This window comes from Aquicoccus sp. SU-CL01552 (genome assembly GCF_040365005.1).
Classification (GTDB): Bacteria; Pseudomonadota; Alphaproteobacteria; order Rhodobacterales; family Rhodobacteraceae; genus Antarcticimicrobium.
On record NZ_BAABWV010000020.1, the window covers coordinates 26,683 to 50,805 of the forward strand.

Sequence of the window (24,123 nt, forward strand, 5' to 3'; positions counted from 1 at the left end):
GTTTCCTGCCATGACCTATTGTGTCGGTCTCATGCTCAAGCGCGGGCTGGTCTTCATGTCCGACACCCGCACCAATTCGGGCGTCGACAACATCTCGACCTTTCGCAAGATGTTCATCTGGGAACAGGGGGGCGAGCGCAACATCACCCTGATGACCGCCGGCAACCTGGCGACGACGCAGTCGGTGATCAGCCTGCTGGACGAACGCAGCAAGGAACCGGCCGAGCGCCACCCCGGCATCCTCGAGGCCAAGTCGATGTTCCAGGTCGCGACACTGGTCGGAAACACTTTGAAAGAGGTGATCTCCACCCACGCCGAAACCGGGCAAAAGGCCGACTCCGCCTTCAACGCGACGATGATCCTGGGCGGCCAGGTCGCCGGCGGTGAGCCGCGCCTGTTCCTGATCTATCCCGAGGGCAATTTCGTCGAGGCCAGCTTCGACACCCCCTATTTCCAGATCGGCGAGACCAAGTACGGCCGCCCGATCCTGGTGCGGGCCTATGACCCGGATATGAGCTTCGAGGACGCGATCAAGCTGCTGCTGCTGTCGTTCGATTCGACCATCAAGGCCAACCTCTCGGTCAGCCTGCCGCTCGACGTGCATGTCTACGAGGCCGACAGTTTCGAGCCGGGCCAGCAATTCCGCATCCAGCCCGACGATCCCTATTACGAGCGGATCTCGAGCGGCTGGGGTGTCGCCCTGCGCGAGGCCTTCGGGCAATTGCCCGGCTTCACCTTTCCCGAGGACGCCGGCTGACACGGCCGATCCGGAGCCAAGAAAAAACCGCGCCCGCCGGGGCGGACGCGGTCGGTGTTACCGTGCGGGACGGGTGCCTCAGCCGTAGACCAGCCTTGGCAGCCAAGTGATGATCTCGGGGAAGAACATGCACAACAGCAGCCCGACCACCTGCAACGCCAGGAACGGCAGTGCGGATTTGAAGATATCCGTCATCGGGATCTCCGGCGGTGCGACCCCGCGCAGGTAGAACAGCGCATAGCCGAACGGCGGCGACAGAAAGCTCATCTGCATGTTGACCAGGTAGAGCACCCCGAACCACAGGACCAGGTCGTCCGGGCTGTCCAGGCCAAAGGCCTGCGCGCCCAATGCCTTGACGATCGGCACGAAGATCGGAACGCAGAGCAGCAGGATCCCCACCCAGTCGAGGAACATGCCGAGGGCGATCAGCACGATCTGCATGATGACCAGGATGCCCCAGGGGCCGAAACCGGTGGCCTGCAACGCGTTCTGGACGAATTGCTGCCCGCCCTCCAACACGTAAAGCCCGACGAAGATGGTCGCGCCGAACATGATCCAGATCACCATCGCGCTGGCCTTCAGCGTGCCGATCGAGGCCTCGCGGATGGTCTGCCAGTCCAGCTTGCGGTGGATGGCGGCGACGATGAAGGCGCCGAAGGTGCCGATACCGGCGGCCTCGACCGGGGTGGCGACACCGGTAAAGATCACCCCCAGCACCACGACGATCAGCGCGATCGGTGCCGACATCTTGCCGACCAGCCGGATCTTGTCGGCGTTGCTGACGCGCTCCTCCATCGGGATCGGCGGGCCGAGCTGCGGATTGATGTAGCTGCGCAGGATCACGTAGGCGACATACATCCCCGACAACAGCAGGCCGGGAATGACCGCGCCGATGAACAGCTCGCCCACCGACTGCTCGGCCACCACCGCGTAGATGATCGCCAGGATCGACGGTGGGATCAGGATGCCCAGCGTGCCGCCGGCCATGATCGAACCCATCGCGATCTTGGGATCATAGTTCCGCTTCAGCATGGCGGGCAGGGCGATGATGCCCATGGTGACCACCGCCGCGCCGATCACGCCGACCATCGCCGCCAGCACGGTCGAGGCGATGATGGTCGCCGCCGCCAGACCGCCCTTGACCCCGCCGAGGACCTTGTAGATCACATCGAACATGTCGTTGATGATCCCGGCCCTCTCCAGCATCGAGGCCATGAAGATGAACAGCGGGATCGCCGACAACTGGTAGTTCGTCATCAGCGGAAAGATCCGGCTGGGCACGATGTTCAGTGCCCGTTCATCGCCCAGGACGAACAGGAAGACACAGGCCAGACCGCCGGTGACAAAGGCCAGCGGCAGCCCCGCCATCAGCAGCACCAGCAGCGAGCCGAACATGATGAGCGTCAGCCACTCGATTCCGATATCAAGACCCATGGTTTACGCCCCCTTCACGACGGCGCGCAGATCCTGCGCCAGTTTCGAAATGCCCTGCAGCACCAGCAGTAGCCCGCCGATGACCATGACCCATTTCATCGGCCAAAGAGGAACCTCCCATTCATTGAAACTGATCTCGCCCCAGCGGATGTTCGGATCGGTCCACTGTGACAGGTCGAAGCCGGCCAGCATCTCGCCGAAACCGATCTCGCCCCGCGCCCAGTCGGACAGGATCGAGTTGCCCGAGGGCACCGAAATCGCGTCGAAGGCAAAGATATAGGATGTCGCCAGCAGCGTGCCGGCGAAGATGAAGAAGAACACCGAGGTCAACAGGTCGACCCAGGCCTTGTTGCGCCGCGTCAGCGGCGCGTAAAAGATGTCGACGCGCACGTGGCTCTCGGTCAGCATCGCGTAGGAACCCGCGATCAGGTACTGCATGCCGAACATCAGGTACATGGATTCATGCGCCCAGTTGGTCGGGCTGTTGAACACGTATCGACCGATCACCTCGAAGTAATAGACAAAGACCGCGATCACCGCCCAGTAGCTGACGAACTCGCCGCAGAACAGCGACAGCCGGTCGATATAGCCGGTCCAGCCGGCCGAGACATGGCGCGAATCCTCCTGCATTTCCTCTTCTTCCAGCGCCTTCAGCTTGCGCTCGGTCTCGGTGATCTCGACCTTGGCGGGCAGGTTGGCGTTGGCCTTGCGCACCATGCCGGGCAACAGCACCGCGTCGATCAGCATCCCGGCCAGCAGCAGGTAGAAGGCATAGGTCGAGATCATGCGCCAGAACGACAGCCGGTCCTGCGCCACCACCTCGATCGGCTCGGCGGCGGCAAGGTCGCTGCGCGCCTGTTCGATGGCGGCGCGGCTCTTTTCGATGCGGTCCTCGGCGCGCTTGATCTTCTTCTCGGCCCCGCGCTTGGCAAAGGAGCCCACCTCGGCGGCGGCGAAATCGGCGCGTAACCCCGGCAGGCTGGCCTCGGCCGAGGCGGCGCGATCACTCTCGCGGGTGATCGTGCCCTCGGCCATGCGCACGGTATTGGCCGCGTTCGACAGCTCCGACCGCGCCGTCGCCCCCATGCTGTTGGCCACCAGGATGGCCAGGAACACGGGAATGAAGACCAGCCCGTACAGGTTTTTGAGATAGAACCGGTGCAGGCCGAGCATGCCGCCCGTGACCAGGATCATGTATCCCAGTGCGCTGTTATAGGTCGGGTTTTCCGGTTTCGGTCGCCTGGCCAGCGCCATGGCGATGATCGGGAACAGGATCAACCCGGACCAATATGCCCAATGGGGCAGTGTGAAATCGAGACTTGGCATGCGTCCCCTCTTGGCCTCAATGCGAAAAAGCAGACATGGCCCGCGCCGCGACCGGGCGCAGGCCATGTCCTCGGTCGGTCAGATCAGAGATCCAGTTCCAACCCTTCGATCTGCTCCGGGGTCACGTAGCCGAGCGAGCCGGACATCATGTAATCGAGCTGGATCTTGAAGATCCGCGCGCTGTCCTTGTCGCGGTTGGCGTATTTGAACCAGATCGGCACCGCGACCTCGGTCATCAGTTCCACGTCGTCCTGGCTCAGGCGGGTGACCTCGGTGCCGTCGGCCTCGAACTTGGCCCAGGCCTCCTGGTCGGCCTTCTGGATCGCGGCGTGGTGCATGTCGGAATAGACGTGGGTTTCCATCTCGACGAACTGTCGCATTGCCGGGCTCAGCTTGTTCCAGGCATCCATGCCAACGGTGATGTCCATCAGGTCGACCGGCTGGTACAGCGACATGAAGCCCGGAGGCCCCATCGAGATGTACTTGGTCACCTGGCTGAACCCGAGGGAATAGTTCACCGCAGGCCCGACATAATCGGCCACGTCGATGGTGCCCTTTTCCAGCGCTGGGAAAATCTCGGACCCGGGCAGAACCGTGGTCTCGGCGCCGATCTCGGTGAAGACCTCGGCTACCATGCCGCCGGGCATCCGCATCTTGCGGCCCCGGAAATCGTCGATCGAGCGGATCGGCACCTTGGAGTGGATGATGTTCGGGCCGTGGTGGACCGGGCCGACGAAATGCATCCCCTGCTTGGCATACATCTCGCGCGCGATCTCAAGCCCGCCCAGCCCGTAATAGAATACGTCCCACTCATGCGGGTTGCGCATGCCCAGCGGATAGCTTGTCAAAAAGGTGGCGGCGGGGATGATCCCCTGTGCATAGATGGTGAACGGGTTGACCGCGTCCAGAACGCCGTTTTTCACCGCGTCGAACAGCTGGAAATCGCCCACCACGTCATTGGCGCCGAACGGATTGAAGGCCAGTTCGCCGCCGGTTTTCTCGACGATGGTCGCGCACCAGTCCTTGAAGATCTGCAGGCCGGCGCCGCCGGGCCAGGATGTCTGGATCTTCCAGGTGGTGGTCTCGCCGGCCGCACTGGCGAGCGACGGCGCCGCCAGCCCGGCCGCCCCGGCCAGCGCCACCTTCTGCAAGGCAGCCCGTCGCGTGATATCGTATTTTGTCATGTCTTCCTCCCTGTTGTGCCGGGCGGTCTCCCGTCCGTCCGGCCGCGTGCTTTGCATTCACGCCCTTGAATTGGTAACTTTGTTTATCCAATTTGCATAGATGCTTTTTGGTTCCACCTCTCTACCGGCGCGAAAAACGCGCGGGCCGACCGGGGCTGGTTTCGCGGTCGCGGAAAACTGGTCAGTAATCTTGACCTGACCAGCCGACCCTCCGCCACCAGTACCCGGTCCGACACGAAAAAACCGGCAGCCGCTGGGGCTGCCGGTTGACGATGGGATAAATCCTGTGACGGCCGCGACGGCGGCCGCTTGGGTCAGGCGATGCCTTCGGCTGCGACCCAATCGGCAGTGCTGTCCAGCACCCGACCCAGCCGCGCGACGATCTCGTGCACCTGTTCCTCGGTGACGATCAGCGGCGGGCACAGCGCAAGCGTGTCGCCGACGTTGCGCAGGATCAGACCCTCTTCGTGGCCGAAGTCGAAGCCCGCCGCGCCGACCTTGCCGATCGGGTCGAACGGGCGCTTGCTTGCCTTGTCGGCCACCAGTTCCAGCCCCGCGATCAACCCGGTGCCACGCACCTCGCCGACCAGCGGGTGATCGGCGTATTGCTGCAGCGCCTCCTGCATCACCGCGCCGACCCGGGCGGCGTTGCCCATCAGGTCCTGCTCCTCGATGATGGCGAGGTTCTCCAGCGCCACGGCGGTGGCCACCGGGTGCCCCGAGGCGGTGTAGCCATGACCAAAGGTGCCGATCTTGTGGGTGTTGTCGGCGATGGCGTCATAGATCTCTTCCGAGAACATGATCGCGGCCAGCGGCATGTAGGAGGAGGTCAGCTGTTTCGACGTCACCATGATGTCGGGGGTGAACCCGTAATGCACCGCGCCAAAGGAACTGCCCAAGCGGCCGAACCCGTTGATCACCTCGTCGGCGATCAGCTTGATGTCGTACTTGCGGCACAGGGCCTCGACGCCGGGCCAGTAGCCTTCGGGCGGCGGCATCACCCCGCCGGCGGCCATCAGCGGCTCGCCGATGAACCCGGCGATGGTGTCGGCGCCCTCCTCGAGGATCACGTCCTCGATCTCTTTCAGCAGGCGCGCGGTGAACTCCGTCTCGCTCTCACCCGCCTCGCCGAAACGATAGAAATGAGGGCAGGTGACATGGCGCACCGGGATCGCCGGAAGGTCGAAATCGCGGTGGTTGCCCGGCAGGCCGGTCAGGCTGCCCGAGGCGACGGTGATCCCGTGATAGCCCTTGGTGCGGGCGATGAACTTCTTCTTCTCGGGCCGTCCCAGCGCGTTGTTCATGTACCACAGCATCTTGACCACGGTGTCGTTCGCCTCGGACCCGGACGAGGTATAGAACACCCGCGTCAGGTTCTCCGGCGTCATCTCGACCAGTTTCTCGGCCAGCCGGATCGAGGGCTCATGCGACTTGTGCGCGAAGGTGTGGTAATAGGGCAGGCGGTCCATCTGCTTTGCTGCCGCCTCGCGCAGGCGCGGCTGGTTGAACCCCACCGCAACCGACCACAGCCCGGCCAGCCCCTCAATGTACTGCTTGCCGGACTGGTCATAGACATAGATCCCCTCGCCACGGTCGATCACCAGCGGGCCCTTTTCCTCGTGGACTCGGGCGTCGGTATAGGGGTGCAGCGTGGTCGAGACATCCACGTGCTGTGCCGAATTGGAGAGGGGCTTCATCGTCGTATCCTTTGTTGTGCGTCGGGTCCGCGCCGGCCTTGCAACGGGCGCGGGGTCCGGGCGCAGTCTGCTCCGGTTGCGGCGGGCGTCAAGGGGCGATCGGCACCGTTTCCCCGATCGCCTCGCCGGCATCCAGCAGCAGATCCTCGCGGAACTGGTTGGCGACCAGTTGCACCCCCACCGGGGTGGGCCCATGCGGCCCCTGCACCGTGCCGGTCGCCACCGTCAGCCCGGGCAGCCCCATGAAGGGAAAGGCGATCTGCAACATCTGCGCGGCGACGATGGCCTCGAACTCTTCCTGCGACTCAACGTCGCTGTGATCGAAAAAAGGCAGAGCGCCCGATACAGGGCACAACAGGACCGGCCAATCGCTCAGGAAGGCGCGCCATGCGCGGGTCAGCCGCGACCGGGCCTGCAACGTGTCGAGCAGCCCGTTGACATCGACCGGCGGGCACAGCGCCGAAAGCCGGGCATAGACGATATTGGCGTCCGGGTCGTCCTCCTGCCCGATCACCGCGTCGCCGCCGCGCCGGGTCTCGGCCAGCCACAGCGTCAGCTGCTCCGTCATCGCCTCGTGCAGCGGCGGGGTGTCGGGTTCCTCGACCACCCAGCCGGCGGCCTCCAGCCGGGCGGCGGCGGCGCGCAGCGCCTGCTTGATCTCGGGCGCGACCTGCATCCCGTCGGGCGCCAGGCACAGTGCCGCGCGGCGCGGCGCGTCGGGTCCGCGCAGGGGCGCGGGCATGTACCACGGGTCGCGCAGGTCCGGCGCGGCCATCGCCTCCAGCCCCAGCCGCAGATCAGCGACCGAGCGCGCGATCGGTCCCGACACCGCCATCAGCTGCGCGCCGATCTGCCGGTCCGGCCCGGTGAAGTTGAAGGCCGGAACCCGCCCCAGCGACGGGCGCAGCCCGTGCAGCCCGCAGGCATAGGCCGGGTAGCGGATCGAGCCGGCGATATCGGTGCCATGGGCCAGCGCGCCCATCCCCGCCGCCACCGCCGCCGCCCCGCCGCCGGACGAGCCGCCGGGCGTCAGCGCCCCGTTGCGCGGGTTCTTCGTCGCCCCGTGCAGGCTGTTGCGGGTGAACCAGCGCAGCGAAAAGGCCGGCGTGTTGGTCCGCCCCACGATCACCGCGCCCGCCTTGCGCAGGTTGGCGACCACCGGGCTGTCCTGCGCCGCGATCAGGTCCTTTTGCAGGCGCAGCCCGTTGGTGGTGGCATGGCCGGCCTGGTCGACGTTGACCTTGACCGTCACCGGCACACCGGCCAGCGGCCCAAGGGCCTGCCCCGCCGCGCGGGCCGCATCGACCGCGTCGGCGGCGGCCAGCGCCGCGCCGTCGCAGCGGTCCACGATCGCGTTGAGCGGCCCGTTGGCCAGGTCGATGCGGCCCAGCGCCGCCTCGGTCACCGCGCGCGCGGTCAGGTCGCCGGCGCGTAGCCGCGTGGTGATTTCGCTTGCCGTCAGGCTCCAAAGCGCGTCCATCTGTCCATCCCGTACAAAACCGGGGTCAAATTCCCCGATCCTTTCTAGCGCGGGGCGGCGCGACAGGCCAACTCAGATCACGATGTCGAACCTCTGGCGCAGCGCCCGGTCGACCTCTGGCGGCAGCATGTTGACCGCCGTGTTCAGGATCGCCTCCTTGCGCGCCGTGGCGGTATCGAGCAGCCGGGGTTTCTGCGCCTCGTCCCATTCCCTCGGGCTCATCCGGTTGCCCACCTCGGGATAGATGTACTCGGTCTGCATCAGCTTCAGCGTCTGGTCCGAGCCCAGGTAATGCCCCGGCCCGTCAAGGCAGACCGAGGCCATCACCTCGAGCGAGAGGCTGTCTTCTGTCACGTCGATCCCGCGCACGCAGCGCTGGACCTGGCCCAGCACGTCGTTGCCCAGGACCAGGCTCTCCAGGCAGAACCCCAGCAGCGAGGCATGCATCCCGGCGGCCTCGTAGACCATGTTCAGCCCCGACAGACCGGCCAGCACGTTGGTGATCCCCTGTTCCCAGCCGGCCTGCATGTCGGGCAGCTTGCTGTCGGATATGCCGGCGGCAGCGCCACCGGGCAGCCCGTAGAACCGGTGCATCTGGGCACAGCCCGCCGTCAGCAGCGCCTGTTCGGCCGAGCCGCCCGACATTGCCCCGGTACGCAGGTCGCTGACAAAGGGCCAGGTGCCGAAGATCGCCGGATGCCCCGGCGCGATGGAATTGACATAGACCACCCCGGCCAGGCATTCCGCGACCGCCTGCACGATGGCGGTGGCGATCGGCGCCGGCGCGGTGGCCCCGGCCTGCCCGGCGGACAGCAGCAGCACCGGCATCCCGGCGCGGATGCAATGCTCCATCGTCACGCAGCTTTCCTCGGCGAATTTCATCGGCGGCACGACGAAGCAATTGGAATTGGACAGGAACGGGCGTGCGCGCCAAGCCGCCTCGCCGCCGGCGATCGCGTGGATCATCTCCATGCAGCCGGCGACATGGGACGGGTCCGAGAACGAGGTGCCGACATGCTTGGTGGTGCCGGCGCAGCAGGCATAGATCGTGTTCACGTCCATGCCGAAATTGTCCGGGATGTCGCGGCAGACCATCGGCCGTTGCAGGAAATGCAGGTTGTCCAGGTGCTGGACCAGCCGCGCGGCGTCATAAAGGTCGGCGGCGGTGGTCTCGCGGTAGGTGCCGGTCGCCGGATCGACCAGGTGCACCGCCGCCCCGGCGGTGCCGAAATGGGTCCGCGTGCCGGTCAGTTCCAGGTCGTGCTGCGGATCGCGCCCGTGCAGGGTGATGCCGCGCGCCGCCTTGGCCAGCATGTCCTCGACCAGCGCGCGGGGAAAGCGCAGCCGCCCGTCCTCGCCCAGGATCGCGCCGGCGGCGGTCATCGCGGCGATGCCCGAGGGCGGGGCCTGGCTCAGCCCGATCCGTTCCAACGCGCTCAGCGCGGCCTCGTGGATGCGCAGCACCTCGGCCTCGGTCAGCGGCTTGTACTGCCCGCCGGACAGGCCGGGGCGAACCGGGCGCATATCCTGCGACAGCGGGGCGGCGCGCAGGGCGACGCGGGCGGCGCGACCGCCGGAACGTCGTCCGCCACGGCCGGTCTGTTGGGATACGGGACTCATGCGCGCAACCTTTCGTTTTCGGGATCCCACAAGGGGCGATCCTGTTGCACCACGGCGCGATGCTTCGCGCCGTAGATCTCCACTTCCAGTTCCGTGCCCGGCACCGCCAGGTCGGCCCGGAGCATGCCCAGCGCGATCGAGGCCCCCACCCGGTAGCCCCAGGCGCCCGAGGTGGTCTCGCCCACGATCTCGCCGCCATGCCACAGGCACGACATGTAGGGCGCGTCGCAATCGCCCGCCTCCACCACCAGCGTGACGAAACGCTTCTTCACCCCGCGCTGTTTCTCGGCCAGCAGCGCGGCTTTGCCGGGGAAATCCTGCGGCTTGTCGAGCTTGACGAAACGCTCCAGCCCGCCCTCCAACAGGGTGTAATCGGTCGACAGATCGCCCTTCCACGCGCGATAGCCCTTTTCGATGCGCAGGCTGTTCAGCGCCCACATGCCAAAGGGCTTGGCGCCGGCATCCAGAACCGCGTCGTAGATCGCGGGCATGTCGGCGGTCTCGGCATGGATTTCCCATCCCAGTTCACCGGCAAAACTGACCCGCGCCAGCGCGGCGTTGCGCCCGGCGACCTTGGCCGCCTGGTGGCTGAGCCAGGGCAAGGACAGATCGGCCCCTTCGCTGATCGTTTCGAAAAGCGCGCGCGATTTCGGCCCGGTGACGATCAGCGTGGAATATTCGGTGCTGTGGTCGCTCAGGCTCAGCCCGGCATCCATTGCCGGTCGCAGAACGTCGAAATCATGCCATTGCGCGGATGCCGCCGTGATAATGGTGAAAAAGTCCTCATCGTGGCGCAGAAGGCTCATCTCGGTCAGGATGCGACCGCGATCATCGGGGAAATAGGCAAGGTTCATGCGCCCGACCTTGGGCAGGCCCCCGGCGATGCGCCCGCGCAGCCAGTCCGCCGCCCCCGCGCCTGACAGGTTGAACCGCGAGAACCCCGGCAGGTCCAGCACGCCGACGCCGTCGCGCACTGCCTCGCATTCCTCGCGGATGCGCTGCTCCCACGGGCCGGTGCGACCCCAGGTATGCGTCGCCGCCTCGGAGGTGTCGTCACCGGGCTGCGCGAACCAGTTGGCGCGCTCCCACCCGTTATAGGCGCCCATCTGGCCACCCAGCGCCTTGATCCTGTCATGCACTGGCGACAGCTTCCTGTCGCGACCGGCGGGCCATTCGTGCCAGGGGAAATGCATGGCGTATTCGTGGCCGTAGACCTCCATCCCCTTGGCGACGCAATAGTCGTGATCGGTGTAATCGGTAAAGCGGCGCGGGTCGCAGGCCCACATGTCCCACTCGGTCGCGCCATCGACGATCCACTCGGCCAGGACCTTGCCGGCGCCGCCCGCCTGCGCGATGCCGAAGGTAAAGACGCAGGCCTCGTAGGCATTGCGCACCCCCGGCATCGGACCAAGCAGCGGCAGCCCGTCGGGGGCATAGGGGATCGGCCCGTTGATCACCCGGCTCACCCCGGAGGTGGCCAGCAGCGGCACCCGCTCCATTGCGTCGGTGACGATCTCCTCGATCCGGTCAAGGTCGTCCTGCCAGAGCTGAAAGCTGAAATCCTCGGGTATCGGGTCGCTCTCGTCGACCCAATGCGCCTGGCAGTTCGGCTCATAGGGGCCAAGGTTGAACCCGTGCTTCTCCTGCCGCAGGTAATAGGAGGTATCGACATCGCGCAAAAGCGGCAGCTTGTGCCCGCTTTGCCTGGTCCAGGCCTCGACCTCGGGCACCTCTTCGGACAGCAGGTACTGGTGGCTCATCACCATCATCGGCACGGTGCGCCCGCCATAGGGCTTGAACCATTCGCCGACGCGCTGGGCGTAATATCCGGCGGCGTTGACCACGTGATCACAGGCGATATCGCCCTTGTCGGTGTGCACGATCCAGCTGCCGTCCGCCTTTTGCGTCACCCCTGTCGCTGGGGTGAAACGCAGGATGCGCGCGCCCATGCTGCGCGCGCCCTTGGCCAGCGCCTGGGTCAGTTGCGCCGGGTCGATGTCGCCGTCATGCGGGTCATAAAGCACGCCGGCCAGGTCGTGGGTCTCGAGAAAGGGATAGCGTTCCTTGGCCTCCTCGGGGGACAGGATCTCGATCTGCATCCCCTGGTAGCGCCCCATCGCGGCGGCGCGGCGAAACTCCTGCATCCGCTCTTCGCTGTGGGCCAGGCGAAGGGAGCCGGTGACATGGTAATTCATCGGGTAATCGACCGCCTCGCCCAGACCGGAATACAGCTCGGTCGAGTAGCGCTGCATGTTCATCACCGCCCAGGAGGTCGAAAAGGTGGGAACATTGCCCGCCGCGTGCCAGGTCGAGCCGGCGGTCAACTCGTTCTTTTCCAGCAGGACGCAATCGGTCCAGCCCTTTTTCGCGAGGTGATAAAGGCTCGATGCGCCGACCGCGCCGCCGCCGATGATCACCACGCGGGCCTTGGTGGGGAACTCTGCCATCTGCGCCTCCTGTTTGTCGCTCGGTAAGAAAATATCCGACGGGATCGCCGCTCTATCAATCGCGTGACGTAGGGGTTATTGATCGGCATGACCGATTAGCGCGCCGGGATACGCCGATGCAGATCGAACTGATCGAAACCTTTCTCGACCTCTGTGAGACCCGCAGTTTCAACCGGACCGCGGACCGGCTGGGCATCACGCAATCCACCGTGTCGGGCCGGGTCAAGGCGTTGGAAAAGACGCTGGGGCGGCGGTTGTTCCTGCGCAGCCGATCCGGCACCGCGCTGACGCTGGAGGGCATCCGGTTCGAGCCGCACGCCCGCGCCCTGCGCGTCAACTGGTCCGAGGCGCTGCGCGCCACCCGCGACGCCGGCCCGACCGCCACCACCCTGCGCGTCGGCATCCAGCGCGACCTGGCCAACGCCCATATCGCCGACTGGGTCCGCCAGGTGCGCGAGGCGCTGCCCGAGACCGCGCTCTACATCGAGGCCGATTTCTCATCGCAGATGTGCAACGACCTGGTGCAGGGCAACCTCGATATCGCGGTGATCTACACGCCGAAACCGCATCCCGACCTGCATTTCGCCTCGCTCAACGACGTGCGGTTCCGCATGGTGTCGGACCAGGCCGGGCGTCTCGACCAGGTGCCGGCAGAAAGCTATATCCGCGCCAATATCTCGCCGGCCTTCGAGGGGGTGCACGACGCGTTGTTGCCCGGTTTCGCCGTGGCGCCGGTGATCTGTGGCCAGGACATGCTGCTCGAGGCGATGCTCACCTCCCTCGGCGGCACCGCCTACGTGCTCGAGGAAACGGCGGCGCGGCTGACCGCCTCGGGGCGGTTCACCCCGGTGAAAAAGGCGCCGGTGATCGCGCAGCCGGTCTATTCCGCGATCCACCTGCGCAATCGTCACCGCTCGTCCCACCGGCGGCTGATCCAGCTGCTGGCGGCGCATTTCAATGTGGCGCCCGGCGGCTAGGCCGGGGTCACTTGCCCGGCCGTCGCCGCGCCAGCAGCGGGCCATAGACCGCCGCAAAGCCGACAAAGGCCAGCGTCCAGAAGGTCGCCGACAGGTGATAGAGCGCCATCGCCGGCCAGAGCCCAGCCGCCATCCGGAACAGCACCGAGACGACCAGCGCGAGGTAGAGCGCCAGGGTCGCCGGCCCGGCGCGCAGCGCCTGCCCGGTGTGGCCCAGCGTGGCCCGCGTCATCACCGCCAGCGTCATCAGCCCCACCGCGCCCGCCATCCACAGGTGCTGGGCGCCCGCCGGGGCGATCCAATCGGGGCGGAGCACCGACAGGCCGCTCCACAGTGCTCCCAGCGGCACGCAGGCATAGGCCAGGTGCAACACCCAGACCAGCGGTTCCGCCCCGGTTCGCAGGCCCTTCCACCGGACCAGCCGGGCCAGGTGCAGCCCGCCCATCAGCAAAAGGCCAAACCCGGTCACCGGCTGCGACGGCAGCGCCACCCACAGCATCAACATGAGCAGGCTGACCACCAGCACCGCCTTGTCGAACCGTTGCATCGGTGCCGCCGGACGGTCCGCGCGCCCTTCGCGCACCAGCCAGTTGCGGGTGAACGAGGGCACGATCCGACCGCCGATCACGCCGATCATCATCAACCCCGAGGCCAGCCCCAACCGCAGCCCAAAGCCCTCGGCGGCGTAATCGCCGCGCGCGGCCTCGATGTGAAACAGCAGATTGGCGACCAGGAACAGCGCTAGCATCGCCAGAACGATCAGGTTGCGCCAGTTCTTGCCGGCCACGATCTCGCGCAGGAGCACCGCGCTCAGCACCAGCGGAAAGGCAAGGTCGATCGCGGCTGCGCCCCAGGCCGGAAGCAGCGCCGAGACCAGCACCGCCACCCGCCCCGCGCACCACAGCGCGAACAGCCCGGCCAGTTGCCAGCCCACCACAGGCAACCGCCCGGTCCAGTTCGGCACCGCCGTCAGCAGAAAGCCCGCGACGATGGCCCCGAGATAGCCGAACAGAAAGGCATGCGCGTGCCAGGACACCGGGTCGAACCGACTGGGCAGCTCGAAGGCGCCGGCGAACACCATGATCCAGAGCGGCATGGCCAGCCCGGCCCAGAGCGCACCGAACAGGAAAAAAGGGCGAAATCCGAATGTGAAAAGCGCCGGCCCGCGCCATTGGCGCATCTGCTCGGCTGTCGTCTGGGCCATGGGTTCTCCTGTCGTGGATGAGGGTTATGCGGGTCTGCGGTCGGTCACGCCACGCAGGCCGCGGTATCAAGCGTTGCCCGCAACCAATCGTCAAGCGCCGCCTCGGTGGCCGCAAGCCGCGTGGCAAGACCGGCCGAAAACGCCTCGAACCCCGGGTGATTGAGCGCGTTCACCCCGGTGATCACCGGGATGTCCTCGGCCAGACAGGCGCCGATCAGCTCGCGGAAACCGCCGCCCTCGGCCTCGCGCTTGCCGAACTTGTTGAGGATCACCAGCGCGGGGCGGGTCGCCAGCGTCCTTTCGACCTCTCCCACCGCCGTCTCCAGCACAGCCGAGTCCAGTCGGCAGCCCCGCGCGCCGGTGCCCAGCGATTGCGAGATGCGCAGCACCGGCCCGTCGGGCAGCACCTGCACATCCATGTCGCAGTGATGCGCGCCCTCGATTTCGGTGTTGGTCTGCACCAGCCCCGCCACCGGCAACCCGCGATCAAGGCAAGTCCGGGCAAACCGGCTGAGCAAGAGGTCGGTCGCGCCGCGTTCGCCGGTCATGACATAGGCGAGTTTCATCGGGTGTCCTTTCGGGTGGTCGTCACAGGGGAAGAAATTCCAGTAGGTCGTCGGCCTTGATCTGCTCGCAGTCGCCGGGGATCAGGATCAACCCGTCGGCCCGCGCAAGTGCTGCAAGATCAGCAGAGTTGACGTGGTCGGCACAGGCGATGCGCTCGATCCCGTCGCCGTCATATCCGACGATCCGCGCCGGGCGGTATTCACAGCGCCCCGGCTTGTGCCGCAGCGCGGTCGAGGCGCGCACATGCCGCCGGACCGGCCCGGCCTCGGCCCCGGCAAGGCGGGCGACCAGCGGGCGGCCCAGAACCTGCCAGGTAACAAAGGCCGCGACCGGGTTGCCCGGCAGGCTCAGGATCACGCTGCCGTCCAGCCGCGACACCGTCACCGGCTTGCCCGGCTTGATCGCCACGCCCGAAACCGCCACCTCGGCACCCAGCGCCTGCAGCGCGGGCTTGACGTGGTCGCGATCCCCCACCGAGACACCGCCGGAGGTGAGGATCAGGTCGACGGTCCCGGCCAGTGCGGCCAGCGCGGCGGACAGGTCGTCAAGCCGATCGGGACAGCGGACCACGGAAACCAGGGAGATCCCCGCCTCGTCGCAAAACGCGGTCAGCATGGGGGCATTCGCATCCCAGATGGCGCCGCCCGTCAATTCTTCGCCCGCCGGGCTCAGTTCATCTCCGGTGACGATCAACGCCGCGCGCAGTTTCCGCCGCACCGTCACCGTGCCGGCCCCGGCGCTGGCGCAGATGGCCAGATCCTGCGGCGCGAGCCGGAGATCGGGGGGCAGCATCACCTCGCCTTGCCGGCGGGTCTCGCCCGCCTTGCGAATGGAGCCCCCCGCGCGGGGCGGGGTGTCAATGCGGACGCGGTCGCCGATGCGCGTGGCATCCTCCTGCCGCACCACGGTATCCGCGCCCTGCGGGATCGGCGCGCCGGTAAAGATGCGCATCGCTCCGCCCTTCGGCAGGGCGGCAGGGGCATCACCGGCGGCACATTCGCCCCGAACCGGCAGCAGGCCGCCGTCGACCAGGTCGGCGCAGCGCAGCACGTAGCCGTCCATCGCCGCATTGTCGAAACGCGGGATGTCCGCCCGCGCCCGCACCGAGGCGGCAAGATACCGGCCAAGGGCGGCCTGCAAGGGCAGCGTTTCGGTTTCGGCGACCGGTGCGGCCAGCGCAAGCGCCGCCGCGACCGCGTCGCAGACCGGCATCAAAGCAGGGGTCCCGGGCGCGCTGTCGCAGCCGCAGGCGGTGCTCTCGATCCGTTCGAAAATGGTCATTGTGGTTCCCACCTTTCCTTGTGGTCGCGCGCGGCCGGATGGGCCGACCGGACCCTGTCGCTTTGTTGACGGACGCCCGACATCTCAGCTGTCCCCGCCGGGGTCGGTTTTATCGCTCTGGACCGTCCCCCGCCGCCGGACCATCGCACCGCGCAACGCCTCCAGATCCCCCGCGGTCAACACCACCCGCGCCAGCGGCAGAACGATCGCATTTTCCACGATCAGGTGGCGCCGCTCATGGGCGGCAAACCCGGTGATCGTGGTGACTTCCTCGGCGGTCAGCGCGCCGCCCGAATTGGCAAGGCGCCCGAGCGCGGCGATCACCGCGTCAAGCGCCCGGGTGCTCTGCGCGTGATCGGCGTTCAGCCGGCGCAGGGTATCGTTGATCTCGTCCTCCGGCGCGGATCTCTGGCGCAACAGTGGGAACAGGATCTGGGCCTCGTCGCGCATGTGGCGGGGCAGGGCGGTCGAGAGGTATCGCAGCGCCGCGCGCGCCATGCCCCGGTCCGGGCGCGCGGCGGCGGCGAGGGTATCGAGCATGGCGCAGACCTCGCGCTGGCGCAGGTGCTCTTCCGCGAAGTGGCTCAGCGGGTCGGGCAGGACATCGCCGCCCGCAAGCGCCTGCGCGTCCCGCCCCGGATATGTCCCCGCCCGCGCCATGGGGTCAGGCCACCGCCCTGGGGTCGAAACCCGCGATTTCGGCCCGGTCCATCAGCCCGTCCAGATAGGCACTGGCAGCACTGGCCCACATTGCCTTTTCACAGGCCTCGGCCAGACGCGGGCGCACCACGTCGAACGGCAGCACTTCGCCCTCTCCGCGGGCATCCATGCGCAGGATGTGAAACCCGTACCGGGTTTCCACCAGCTCGGCGTGAACCTCGCCCAGCGGGGCCACCTTCATCGCCGCCTCGAACTCCGGCACCGTGTCACCGCTGCTGAGCTGGCCAAGCTGTCCGCCGGCGTCGCGCGACGAACAAGCGCTTTCCTCGCGCGCCAGCGCGGCAAAGCGACCGGGTGCGGCGCGCAGCGTCTCAAGCACCGCCGCGCCCCTTGCCTTCGCAGCCTCGCGCGCTTCGCGATCCCCGGGGGCGGCGGCGAACAGGATATGCGCAGGCTGGAACAGTGACGGCGCGCGATAGGCGTCGGGGCTGTCCTTGTAGGCGCGCAGCAGCGCCGCCTCTGTGACCGGGGCGGGTTGTACGTTTTGCGCCAGCAATTCCCGGATCTGGGCCTCCTCAGGTGTTTCCAGCTTGCCCTGCGCGACCTCCTCCGCCACCGGGTTCAGGTTCAGCCGTGCGGCCTCGTCCAGCAGCACGCGGCGGATCGTCAGCGCCCGCGCCGCGCGGCGCCAGGCCAGCCCCGGCTTGCCGGCCGGGGCAGGGTGGTTCTGGGCCTCTGCCGCGATATCGGCGGTAGAGAGCGGGGTTCCATTGACGGTGATTTCGGGGAACAGGGGTTTGCTCATCAGATCACTCCGCCGGGGTCTTGGTCACGGTTTTCCGGCGCGAACGCACGATCTGGTAACCGGGCCGCCACAGGTAGCGCAGCGGGACCGATAGCATGTGCACCAGCCGGGTGAACGGGAACAAAAGGAAGATCGTCAGCCCGAGGAACAGGTGCAGCTTGAACACCAGCGCCACGTCCTCGATATAGCTGGCCGCCTGCCCGTCGAAGGTGAAGATCCCCTGCGCCCAGGCCATGAACTTGGTCATCTCGTGCCCGTCCAGGTGCTGCAGCGAGACAAAGATCGTCCCGACCCCGAGCACGAGCTGCGCCAGCAGAAGCGCCAGGATGCCGATGTCGGCAAAGCTCGAAGTGCGACGGATGCGCGGATCGGTCCAGCGACGGTGAAACAACATCCCGCCCCCCGCCAGCGCCATCACCCCGGCCACGCCGCCGGCGATCACCGCCAGCAACTGCTTGGCGCCATGGCTGATGCCAACGGCGTCGAAGATCCAGATCGGCGTCAACAGACCGCCCAGGTGGCCGAAGAAGATCACCAGGACGCCGACGTGGAACAGCACCGAGCCGATGATCAGCTGACGCCGCCGCAACAGCTGGCTGGAACTGGATTTCCAGGTGAAGGGTTCGGTCTCATAGCGGGCAATGGACCCGAAGATCAGTACCGTAAGCGCGATATAGGGGTAAATTCCGAACAGAAAGTGATGCATCTGAGCCTCCATCACTCAGCCGCCTGGGCGCGCGCGCCCGGGGCGGGGTTAACGGGTGTGTCCATCTGGGACAGCATGTCGCGCACCTGCGGACAGCCGCCGTTGGGATCGGGGCCGAATGTGACCTCGGTCTCCTCCCAGACGGCATCGAGTGCGTCCAGATCCTCGGGATCGTCCTCGGGCTGCTCCAGCAGCTGTTCCACCGCCCCGGCATCGGCCCGGGCACCCGCGATCTGCAGAAGGGCGGCGAACACGGCACCATAGGGGCTGTCGCGCCGGTCGAGCCGGGTCTGCAACGCCGCAAAGATATGGGCCGCGTCCGCCAAGGTGTCCTGGATGTCTGAAAAGGGACGCATCGCCAGGAATTCGAGCAGAACGGGAAGGTGATCGGGCAGTTCCGAGGTGGCCGGATCGAACCCGGCATCGCGGTACATCTCGACCAGGCTGACCATGGCGCCCCCCCGGTCGCGGCTTTCGCCGTGCACATGTTCGAACAGATTGAGCGACAGGCTGCGCGAGCGATCGAAGAGGCCCACATAAGTCTCCTGCAGTTCATAGATGTCGCCTGATCTCAGGGTGTCCACCAATGGGCGCAGGTCGCGCCGGGCGGCGGCCGTCATCCGGCTGTCGGCGGCCAATACACCGCCGATCTCGGGCATCGCGCGCTGTAACTCCTCGTTGGGATAGCTCAGCAGCAACGAGAGCGCTTTCAGGGATCGATCCATCATCACATCGCCTCCGGCATTTTGAGGGCCTTGCGTTTGCCACCGAAGAGCGAGCCTTCGGAGATGCCCGTGGAACAGGCGTTGCCGTCGGTGAAGCCGCAGCCGCCGCGCAGGTCATAGGCATCCTCGACCTGTTCGCGGTGGGTGGTGGGGATCACGAAACGATCCTCGTAATCGGCCAGCGCCATGATCTTGTACATGTCCTCGATCACCCGGCCGCTCAGGCCGACGCGCGCCGCGATCGCCTCGTCGATGACGCCGTCCACGGTCTTGGCCCGCATGTAGCTGCGCATCGCCGACATCCGCTCCAGCGCCTGCACGATCGGCTCTTCGTCGCCGGCGGTCAGCATGTTGGCCAGGTAGCGCACCGGGATACGCAGGCTGCGCACGTCGGGCATCTCGCCGTCATGGCCGATCTTGCCGGCCTCGGCGGCGTTCTGGATCGGGCTGAGCGGCGGGATGTACCACACCATCGGCAAGGTCCGGTATTCGGGGTGCAGCGGAAAGGCGAGCTTCCATTCCATCGCCATTTTCCAGATCGGGCTTTCCTGTGCGCCCTTGATCCAGTCTTCGGGTACGCCGTCGGCGCGCGCCGCCTCGATCACCGCCGGGTCATGCGGGTCGAGGAACACGTCGAGCTGCGCGTCGTAGAGATCCTTCTCCGAATGCGTGTTGGCCGCGGATTCGATCTTGTCCGCGTCATAGAGCATGACGCCGAGATAGCGGATGCGGCCGACGCAGGTTTCAGAACAGACGGTAGGGTTGCCGCTTTCGATCCGGGGATAGCACAGGGTGCATTTCTCGGACTTGCCGCTTTCCCAGTTGTAATAGACCTTCTTGTAGGGGCAGCCCGAGACGCACATCCGCCAGCCCCGGCATTTTTCCTGGTCGATCAGGACGATGCCGTCCTCTTCGCGCTTGTAGATCGCGCCCGAGGGGCAGGAGGCGGCGCAGGCCGGGTTGAGGCAATGCTCGCACAGGCGCGGCAGGTACATCATGAAGGTATTTTCATACTCTCCATAGATCTCCTTCTGCACCCCTTCAAAGTTGTAATCCTGGCTGCGCTTCTCGAACTCGCCGCCCAGGATCTCCTCCCAGTTGGGGCCGTGCTCGATCTTCTGCATCCGCTCGCCCGAGACCTTGGAACGTGGCCGCGCGGTCGGAAACGCCTTGACCTCGGGGGCCGATTTCAGGTGGTCGTAATCGAAATCAAACGGCTCGTAGTAATCGTCGATCTCGGGCAGATCCGGGTTGCCGAAGATATTGGCCAGGATGCGCCACTTGGACCCCTGTTTCGGCTGCAGCTTGCCGGATTTGGTCCGCTCCCAGCCGCCGTTCCAGCGTTTCTGGTTTTCCCAGTCCTTGGGATAGCCGACGCCGGGCTTGGTCTCGACGTTGTTGAACCAAGCGTATTCGACGCCGTCGCGGCTGGTCCAGACGTTCTTGCAGGTCACGGAACAGGTGTGGCACCCGATGCATTTGTCGAGGTTCAGCACCATGCCGATTTGTGCGCGTACTTTCATTGTGCGGCCTCCTTCTCGGTCGCTTCATCGTCAAGCCAGTCGACCTTGTTCATTTTCCGGACGATGACGAACTCGTCGCGGTTCGACCCCACGGTGCCGTAGTAGTTGAAGCCGTAGGACAGATGCGCGTAGCCGCCGATCATGTGGGTCGGTTTCAGCACCGTGCGGGTGACCGAGTTGTGGATGCCGCCGCGCAGCCCGGTCTTCTGCGATCCGGGGGTGTTCACGATCTTTTCCTGCGCGTGGTACATGAACACCGTGCCTTCGCGGATCCGCTGCGAGACCACGGCGCGCGCGGTCAGCGCCCCGTTGACGTTGTACGCCTCGATCCAGTCGTTGTCCGCGATCCCGGCCTTCCTGGCGTCGACCTCGGACAGCCAGACCACCGGCCCGCCCCGGTTCAGCGTCAGCATCAGCAGGTTGTCGGAATAGGTCGAGTGGATGCCCCATTTCTGGTGCGGCGTGATGAAGTTCAACACCAGGCTGTCGCCGCTGTCCTTCACCCCCTTGGTGATGGTCTTGAGGTCGACCGGCGGGCGATAGGCGACGAAGCCCTCGCCAAAGGCGCGCATCCACAGGTGATCCTGGTACAACTGCTGCCGCCCGGTCAGCGTGCGCCAGGGGATCAGCTCGTGCACGTTGGTATAGCCGGCGTTGTAGCAGACCTCCTCGCTTTCGATGCCCGACCAGGTCGGAGAAGAGATGATCTTGCGCGGCTGGGCGGCGATATCGCGAAAGCGGATCTTGACGTGTTCCTGCCCCTCGGCCAGGTGCGCGTGTTCGCGCCCGGTTGCCTTGCTCAGCTCTTTCCACGCCTTCACCGCAACCTCGCCGTTGGTCTCGGGCGCCAGCATCAGGACCACCTCGGTGGCGTCGATGTCGGTGTCGATCCGCGCCTGCCCCTTGGCCGGCCCGTCGAGTTGCACGCCGTTGAGGTCGCGCAGGTGCTGCACCTCGGTCTTGGTGTCCCAGGTAATGCCCTTGCCGCCGTTGCCGATGTCGTCCATCAGCGGCCCCAGCGCGGTGAACCGGTCGTAGATCGCGGTATAGTCCCGCTCGACCGCGATATAGTTCGGCGCGGTCTTGCCCGGGATCAGATCGCATTCCCCTTTCTTCCAGTCGCGCACCTGGTCCTGCGCGATCTCGGCGGGGGTGTCGTGCAGGATCGGCAGGGCGACCACGTCGGTTTCCTTGCCCAGGTAACCCGGTGCGATCTCCTGGAACTTCTTGGCGATCGCCTTGAAGATTTCCCAGTCCGACTTGCTCTCATAGGCCGGGTCCACCGCTGCCTGCAGCGGGTGGATGAACGGGTGCATGTCCGAGGTGTTCAGGTCGTTCTTCTCGTACCAGCTTGCCGTCGGCAGCACGATGTCGGAATAGACCGCCGTGGTGCTCATCCGGAAATCAATGGTCACCAGCAGGTCAAGCTTGCCCTTGGGCGCCTCGTCGCGCCAGGCCGCCTCTTTCGGCTTCTGCCGGCCTTCCTCGCCCAGGTCCTTGCCCATGACACCATTGTCGGTGCCCAGCAGGTGCTTGAGGAAATACTCGTGCCCCTTGCCGGAACTCCCCAGCAGGTTCGAACGCCAGACGAACAGGTTGCGCGGCCAGTTCTCGGGCGCGTCGGGGTCTTCGCAGGACATCTGCAACTCGCCCGACTTCAGCCCCTTGGCGATATAGTCGCGCGGCTCGTGCCCGGCCTCTTTCGCGGCCTTGGCCACCTCCAGCGGGTTCTGTTTGAGTTGCGGCGCCGAGGGCAGCCAGCCCATGCGCTCGGCCCGGATGTTGTAATCGATCATCGAGGCGTCCCAGTCGCCCGCCGGGGCGGTGGGCGACAGGATTTCGTCGGCGCTCAGCGTTTCATAGCGCCATTGGTCGGTATGGGCATACCAGGCGCTGGTGGCGTTCATGTGGCGCGGCGGGCGGCCCCAGTCCAGCGCGAAGGCCAGCGGTTGCCAGCCGGTCTGCGGGCGCAGCTTTTCCTGGCCCACGTAATGGCTCCAGCCGCCGCCGGACTGGCCGATGCAGCCGCACATCACCAGCATGTTGATGATGCCGCGATAGCTCATGTCCATGTGGTACCAGTGGTTCAACCCGGCCCCGAGGATCACCATCGACTTGCCGTTGGTCTTTTCCGCGTTCAACGCGAATTCGCGCGCCACGGCGGTGATCTTGTCGGCCGGAACCCCGGTGATCTTTTCCGCCCATTTCGGGGTATAGGGCATGTCGGCGTTGAAATCGTCGGTCACCCAGTCGCCGCCCAGTCCACGATCAAGCCCGTAGTTGGCACAGAACAGGTCAAAGACGGTGGTCACTTTCGCCTCGCCGTCGGCCAGCTTCACGGTCTTGACCGGGATGTTGCGGGTCAGCACGTCGGGGTGGTCGCAACGCACGAAATTCTCGGTCGCCACGCCGCCGAAATAGGGGAAATCGACGCCGACCACGTCGTCATGGTCCTCGTCGAGGATCAGCGACATCTTCAGCTCGGTCTCGGCGCCCTTCGCGCGTTCCTCGAGGTTCCATTCGCCGTCCTCGCCCCAGCGATAGCCGATCGACCCGTTGGGCGCGACATAGCTGCCCGAGGTGTTGTCGAGCGCGATGGTCTTCCATTCGGGGTTGTTGTCCTCGCCCAGCTTGTCGTCGAAATCCTCGGCCCGCAGGAACCGGCCCGGCACCAACCGGCCGTCCTTTTCCTCCAGCCGCACCAGCATCGGCATGTCGGTGTACTTGCGGCAGTAATCCTCGAAATACGCTGCCTGCCGGTCCAGGTGGAACTCGCGCAGGATCACGTGGCCCATCGCCATCGCCAGTGCGGCATCGGTGCCCTGCTGCGGCGCCAGCCAGACGTCACCGAACTTCGCTGCCTCGGAATAGTCGGGGCAGATCACCGCCGACTTGGTGCCGCGATAGCGAGCCTCGGTATAGAAATGCGCGTCGGGGGTCCGGGTCTGCGGCACGTTGGAGCCCCAGAGCAGCAGGAAGCCCGCGTTGTACCAATCGGCCGATTCCGGCACGTCGGTCTGTTCGCCCCAGGTCTGCGGGCTGGCCGGCGGCAGGTCGCAGTACCAGTCGTAGAACGACATGCAGGTGCCGCCCAACAGGCTCAGGTAGCGGGTGCCGGAGGCATAGCTGATCATCGACATCGCCGGGATCGGCGAGAACCCGAACACCCGGTCCGGCCCATAGGTCTTGGCGGTATAGGCATTGGCCGCCGCCGTGATCTCGGTCGCCTCCTCCCAGGTGGCGCGCACGAATCCGCCCTTGCCGCGGGAGGTCACATAGCTCGCGCGCAGGATCGGATCGCCCTGCAGCTTGGTCCAGGCCGCGATCGGGTCCATGGTCTTGCGCATCTCGCGCCAGACCTTCATCAGCTTGCCGCGGATCAGCGGGTTCTTCACCCGGTTGGCGCTGTAGAGATACCAGCTGTAGCTGGCGCCGCGCGCACAGCCGCGCGGTTCGTGGTTGGGCAGATCGGCACGGGTGCGCGGGTAATCGGTCTGTTGCGTCTCCCAGGTGACGATGCCGGATTTCACATAGATCTTCCACGAACACGATCCGGTGCAGTTCACCCCGTGGGTCGAGCGCACGATCTTGTCGTGCCGCCAACGGTTTCTATAGGTATCTTCCCAGTCGCGGCTTTCGCGGGTGAGCTGGCCGTGGCCGTCCGAGAACTGCGCGAGTTCCTTGGGCTGAAGGAAATTCAATCTGTCCAGAAGGTGGCTCATGTTGGCTG

At 66.1% G+C, this 24,123-nt stretch carries 18 protein-coding genes; 2 read left to right on the plus strand and 16 right to left on the minus strand.

The window, feature by feature from the left end; all coding sequences use genetic code 11:
• The first annotated feature begins 10 nt into the window (after positions 1-10).
• Positions 11-757: a proteasome-type protease gene (locus ABWV23_RS19465; protein WP_353350807.1), complete on the plus strand. Its 747-nt coding sequence runs from the start codon at positions 11-13 to the stop codon at positions 755-757.
• 78 nt (positions 758-835) lie between these two features.
• On the opposite strand, the gene ABWV23_RS19470 is transcribed toward ABWV23_RS19465, so the two are convergent.
• The 7 genes from ABWV23_RS19470 to ABWV23_RS19500 all read right to left on the minus strand — a co-directional run bounded on the left by ABWV23_RS19470 (position 836) and on the right by ABWV23_RS19500 (position 11,945).
• Positions 836-2,191 carry a TRAP transporter large permease gene (locus ABWV23_RS19470; protein ID WP_353350809.1) on the minus strand — a complete coding sequence of 452 codons (1,356 nt, stop codon included), beginning with the start codon at positions 2,189-2,191 and terminating at the stop codon, positions 836-838.
• Positions 2,192-2,194: 3 nt separating this feature from the next.
• Positions 2,195-3,517, minus strand: coding sequence for a TRAP transporter small permease subunit (locus ABWV23_RS19475; protein WP_353350811.1), 1,323 nt, complete (start codon positions 3,515-3,517; stop codon positions 2,195-2,197).
• 83 nt (positions 3,518-3,600) lie between these two features.
• A complete protein-coding gene (dctP, locus tag ABWV23_RS19480; RefSeq protein ID WP_353350813.1) occupies positions 3,601-4,701 on the minus strand; it encodes a TRAP transporter substrate-binding protein DctP in 1,101 nt (366 codons plus the stop codon).
• Positions 4,702-5,015: 314 nt separating this feature from the next.
• Positions 5,016-6,398: an aspartate aminotransferase family protein gene (locus ABWV23_RS19485; RefSeq protein WP_353350815.1), complete on the minus strand. Its 1,383-nt coding sequence runs from the start codon at positions 6,396-6,398 to the stop codon at positions 5,016-5,018.
• Between the two features lie 88 nt (positions 6,399-6,486).
• The gene (locus tag ABWV23_RS19490) at positions 6,487-7,878 is read right to left on the minus strand and encodes an amidase family protein (RefSeq protein WP_353350817.1); all 1,392 of its coding nucleotides are present in this window, start codon (positions 7,876-7,878) and stop codon (positions 6,487-6,489) included.
• A 72-nt stretch (positions 7,879-7,950) separates the two neighbouring features.
• Positions 7,951-9,498: a trimethylamine methyltransferase family protein gene (locus tag ABWV23_RS19495; RefSeq protein WP_353350819.1), complete on the minus strand. Its 1,548-nt coding sequence runs from the start codon at positions 9,496-9,498 to the stop codon at positions 7,951-7,953.
• On the minus strand, positions 9,495-11,945 hold the full coding sequence (locus ABWV23_RS19500; RefSeq protein WP_353350821.1) for a GcvT family protein: 2,451 nt from the start codon (positions 11,943-11,945) through the stop codon (positions 9,495-9,497). The genes ABWV23_RS19495 and ABWV23_RS19500 overlap by 4 nt, the downstream gene beginning before the upstream one ends.
• Before the next feature lie 116 nt (positions 11,946-12,061).
• On the opposite strand from ABWV23_RS19500, the gene ABWV23_RS19505 reads away from it, so the two are divergent.
• Complete coding sequence (locus ABWV23_RS19505; protein WP_353350823.1) at positions 12,062-12,922, plus strand: LysR family transcriptional regulator; 861 nt, start codon at positions 12,062-12,064, stop codon at positions 12,920-12,922.
• A 7-nt stretch (positions 12,923-12,929) separates the two neighbouring features.
• On the opposite strand, the gene ABWV23_RS19510 is transcribed toward ABWV23_RS19505, so the two are convergent.
• The 9 genes from ABWV23_RS19510 to ABWV23_RS19550 form a co-directional block, all read right to left on the minus strand.
• Positions 12,930-14,126 carry an NnrS family protein gene (locus ABWV23_RS19510; RefSeq protein WP_353350825.1) on the minus strand — a complete coding sequence of 399 codons (1,197 nt, stop codon included), beginning with the start codon at positions 14,124-14,126 and terminating at the stop codon, positions 12,930-12,932.
• 44 nt (positions 14,127-14,170) lie between these two features.
• Positions 14,171-14,692 carry a DUF2478 domain-containing protein gene (locus tag ABWV23_RS19515; protein WP_353350827.1) on the minus strand — a complete coding sequence of 174 codons (522 nt, stop codon included), beginning with the start codon at positions 14,690-14,692 and terminating at the stop codon, positions 14,171-14,173.
• Between the two features lie 22 nt (positions 14,693-14,714).
• Positions 14,715-15,974, minus strand: coding sequence for a molybdopterin molybdotransferase MoeA (locus ABWV23_RS19520; protein WP_353350829.1), 1,260 nt, complete (start codon positions 15,972-15,974; stop codon positions 14,715-14,717).
• 84 nt (positions 15,975-16,058) lie between these two features.
• The gene (locus ABWV23_RS19525) at positions 16,059-16,634 is read right to left on the minus strand and encodes a hemerythrin domain-containing protein (protein WP_353350831.1); all 576 of its coding nucleotides are present in this window, start codon (positions 16,632-16,634) and stop codon (positions 16,059-16,061) included.
• A 4-nt stretch (positions 16,635-16,638) separates the two neighbouring features.
• On the minus strand, positions 16,639-17,439 hold the full coding sequence (locus tag ABWV23_RS19530; protein ID WP_353350833.1) for a peptidylprolyl isomerase: 801 nt from the start codon (positions 17,437-17,439) through the stop codon (positions 16,639-16,641).
• 4 nt (positions 17,440-17,443) lie between these two features.
• Positions 17,444-18,145, minus strand: coding sequence for a respiratory nitrate reductase subunit gamma (gene narI / locus ABWV23_RS19535; RefSeq protein ID WP_353350836.1), 702 nt, complete (start codon positions 18,143-18,145; stop codon positions 17,444-17,446).
• Between the two features lie 11 nt (positions 18,146-18,156).
• A complete protein-coding gene (gene narJ, locus ABWV23_RS19540; RefSeq protein WP_353350889.1) occupies positions 18,157-18,870 on the minus strand; it encodes a nitrate reductase molybdenum cofactor assembly chaperone in 714 nt (237 codons plus the stop codon).
• A 2-nt stretch (positions 18,871-18,872) separates the two neighbouring features.
• On the minus strand, positions 18,873-20,393 hold the full coding sequence (gene narH / locus ABWV23_RS19545) for a nitrate reductase subunit beta (protein ID WP_353350838.1): 1,521 nt from the start codon (positions 20,391-20,393) through the stop codon (positions 18,873-18,875).
• Positions 20,390-24,115, minus strand: a complete 3,726-nt coding sequence (locus ABWV23_RS19550) for a nitrate reductase subunit alpha (protein WP_353350840.1) — start codon at positions 24,113-24,115, stop codon at positions 20,390-20,392. The genes narH and ABWV23_RS19550 overlap by 4 nt, the downstream gene beginning before the upstream one ends.
• Between the last annotated feature and the right edge of the window lie 8 nt (positions 24,116-24,123).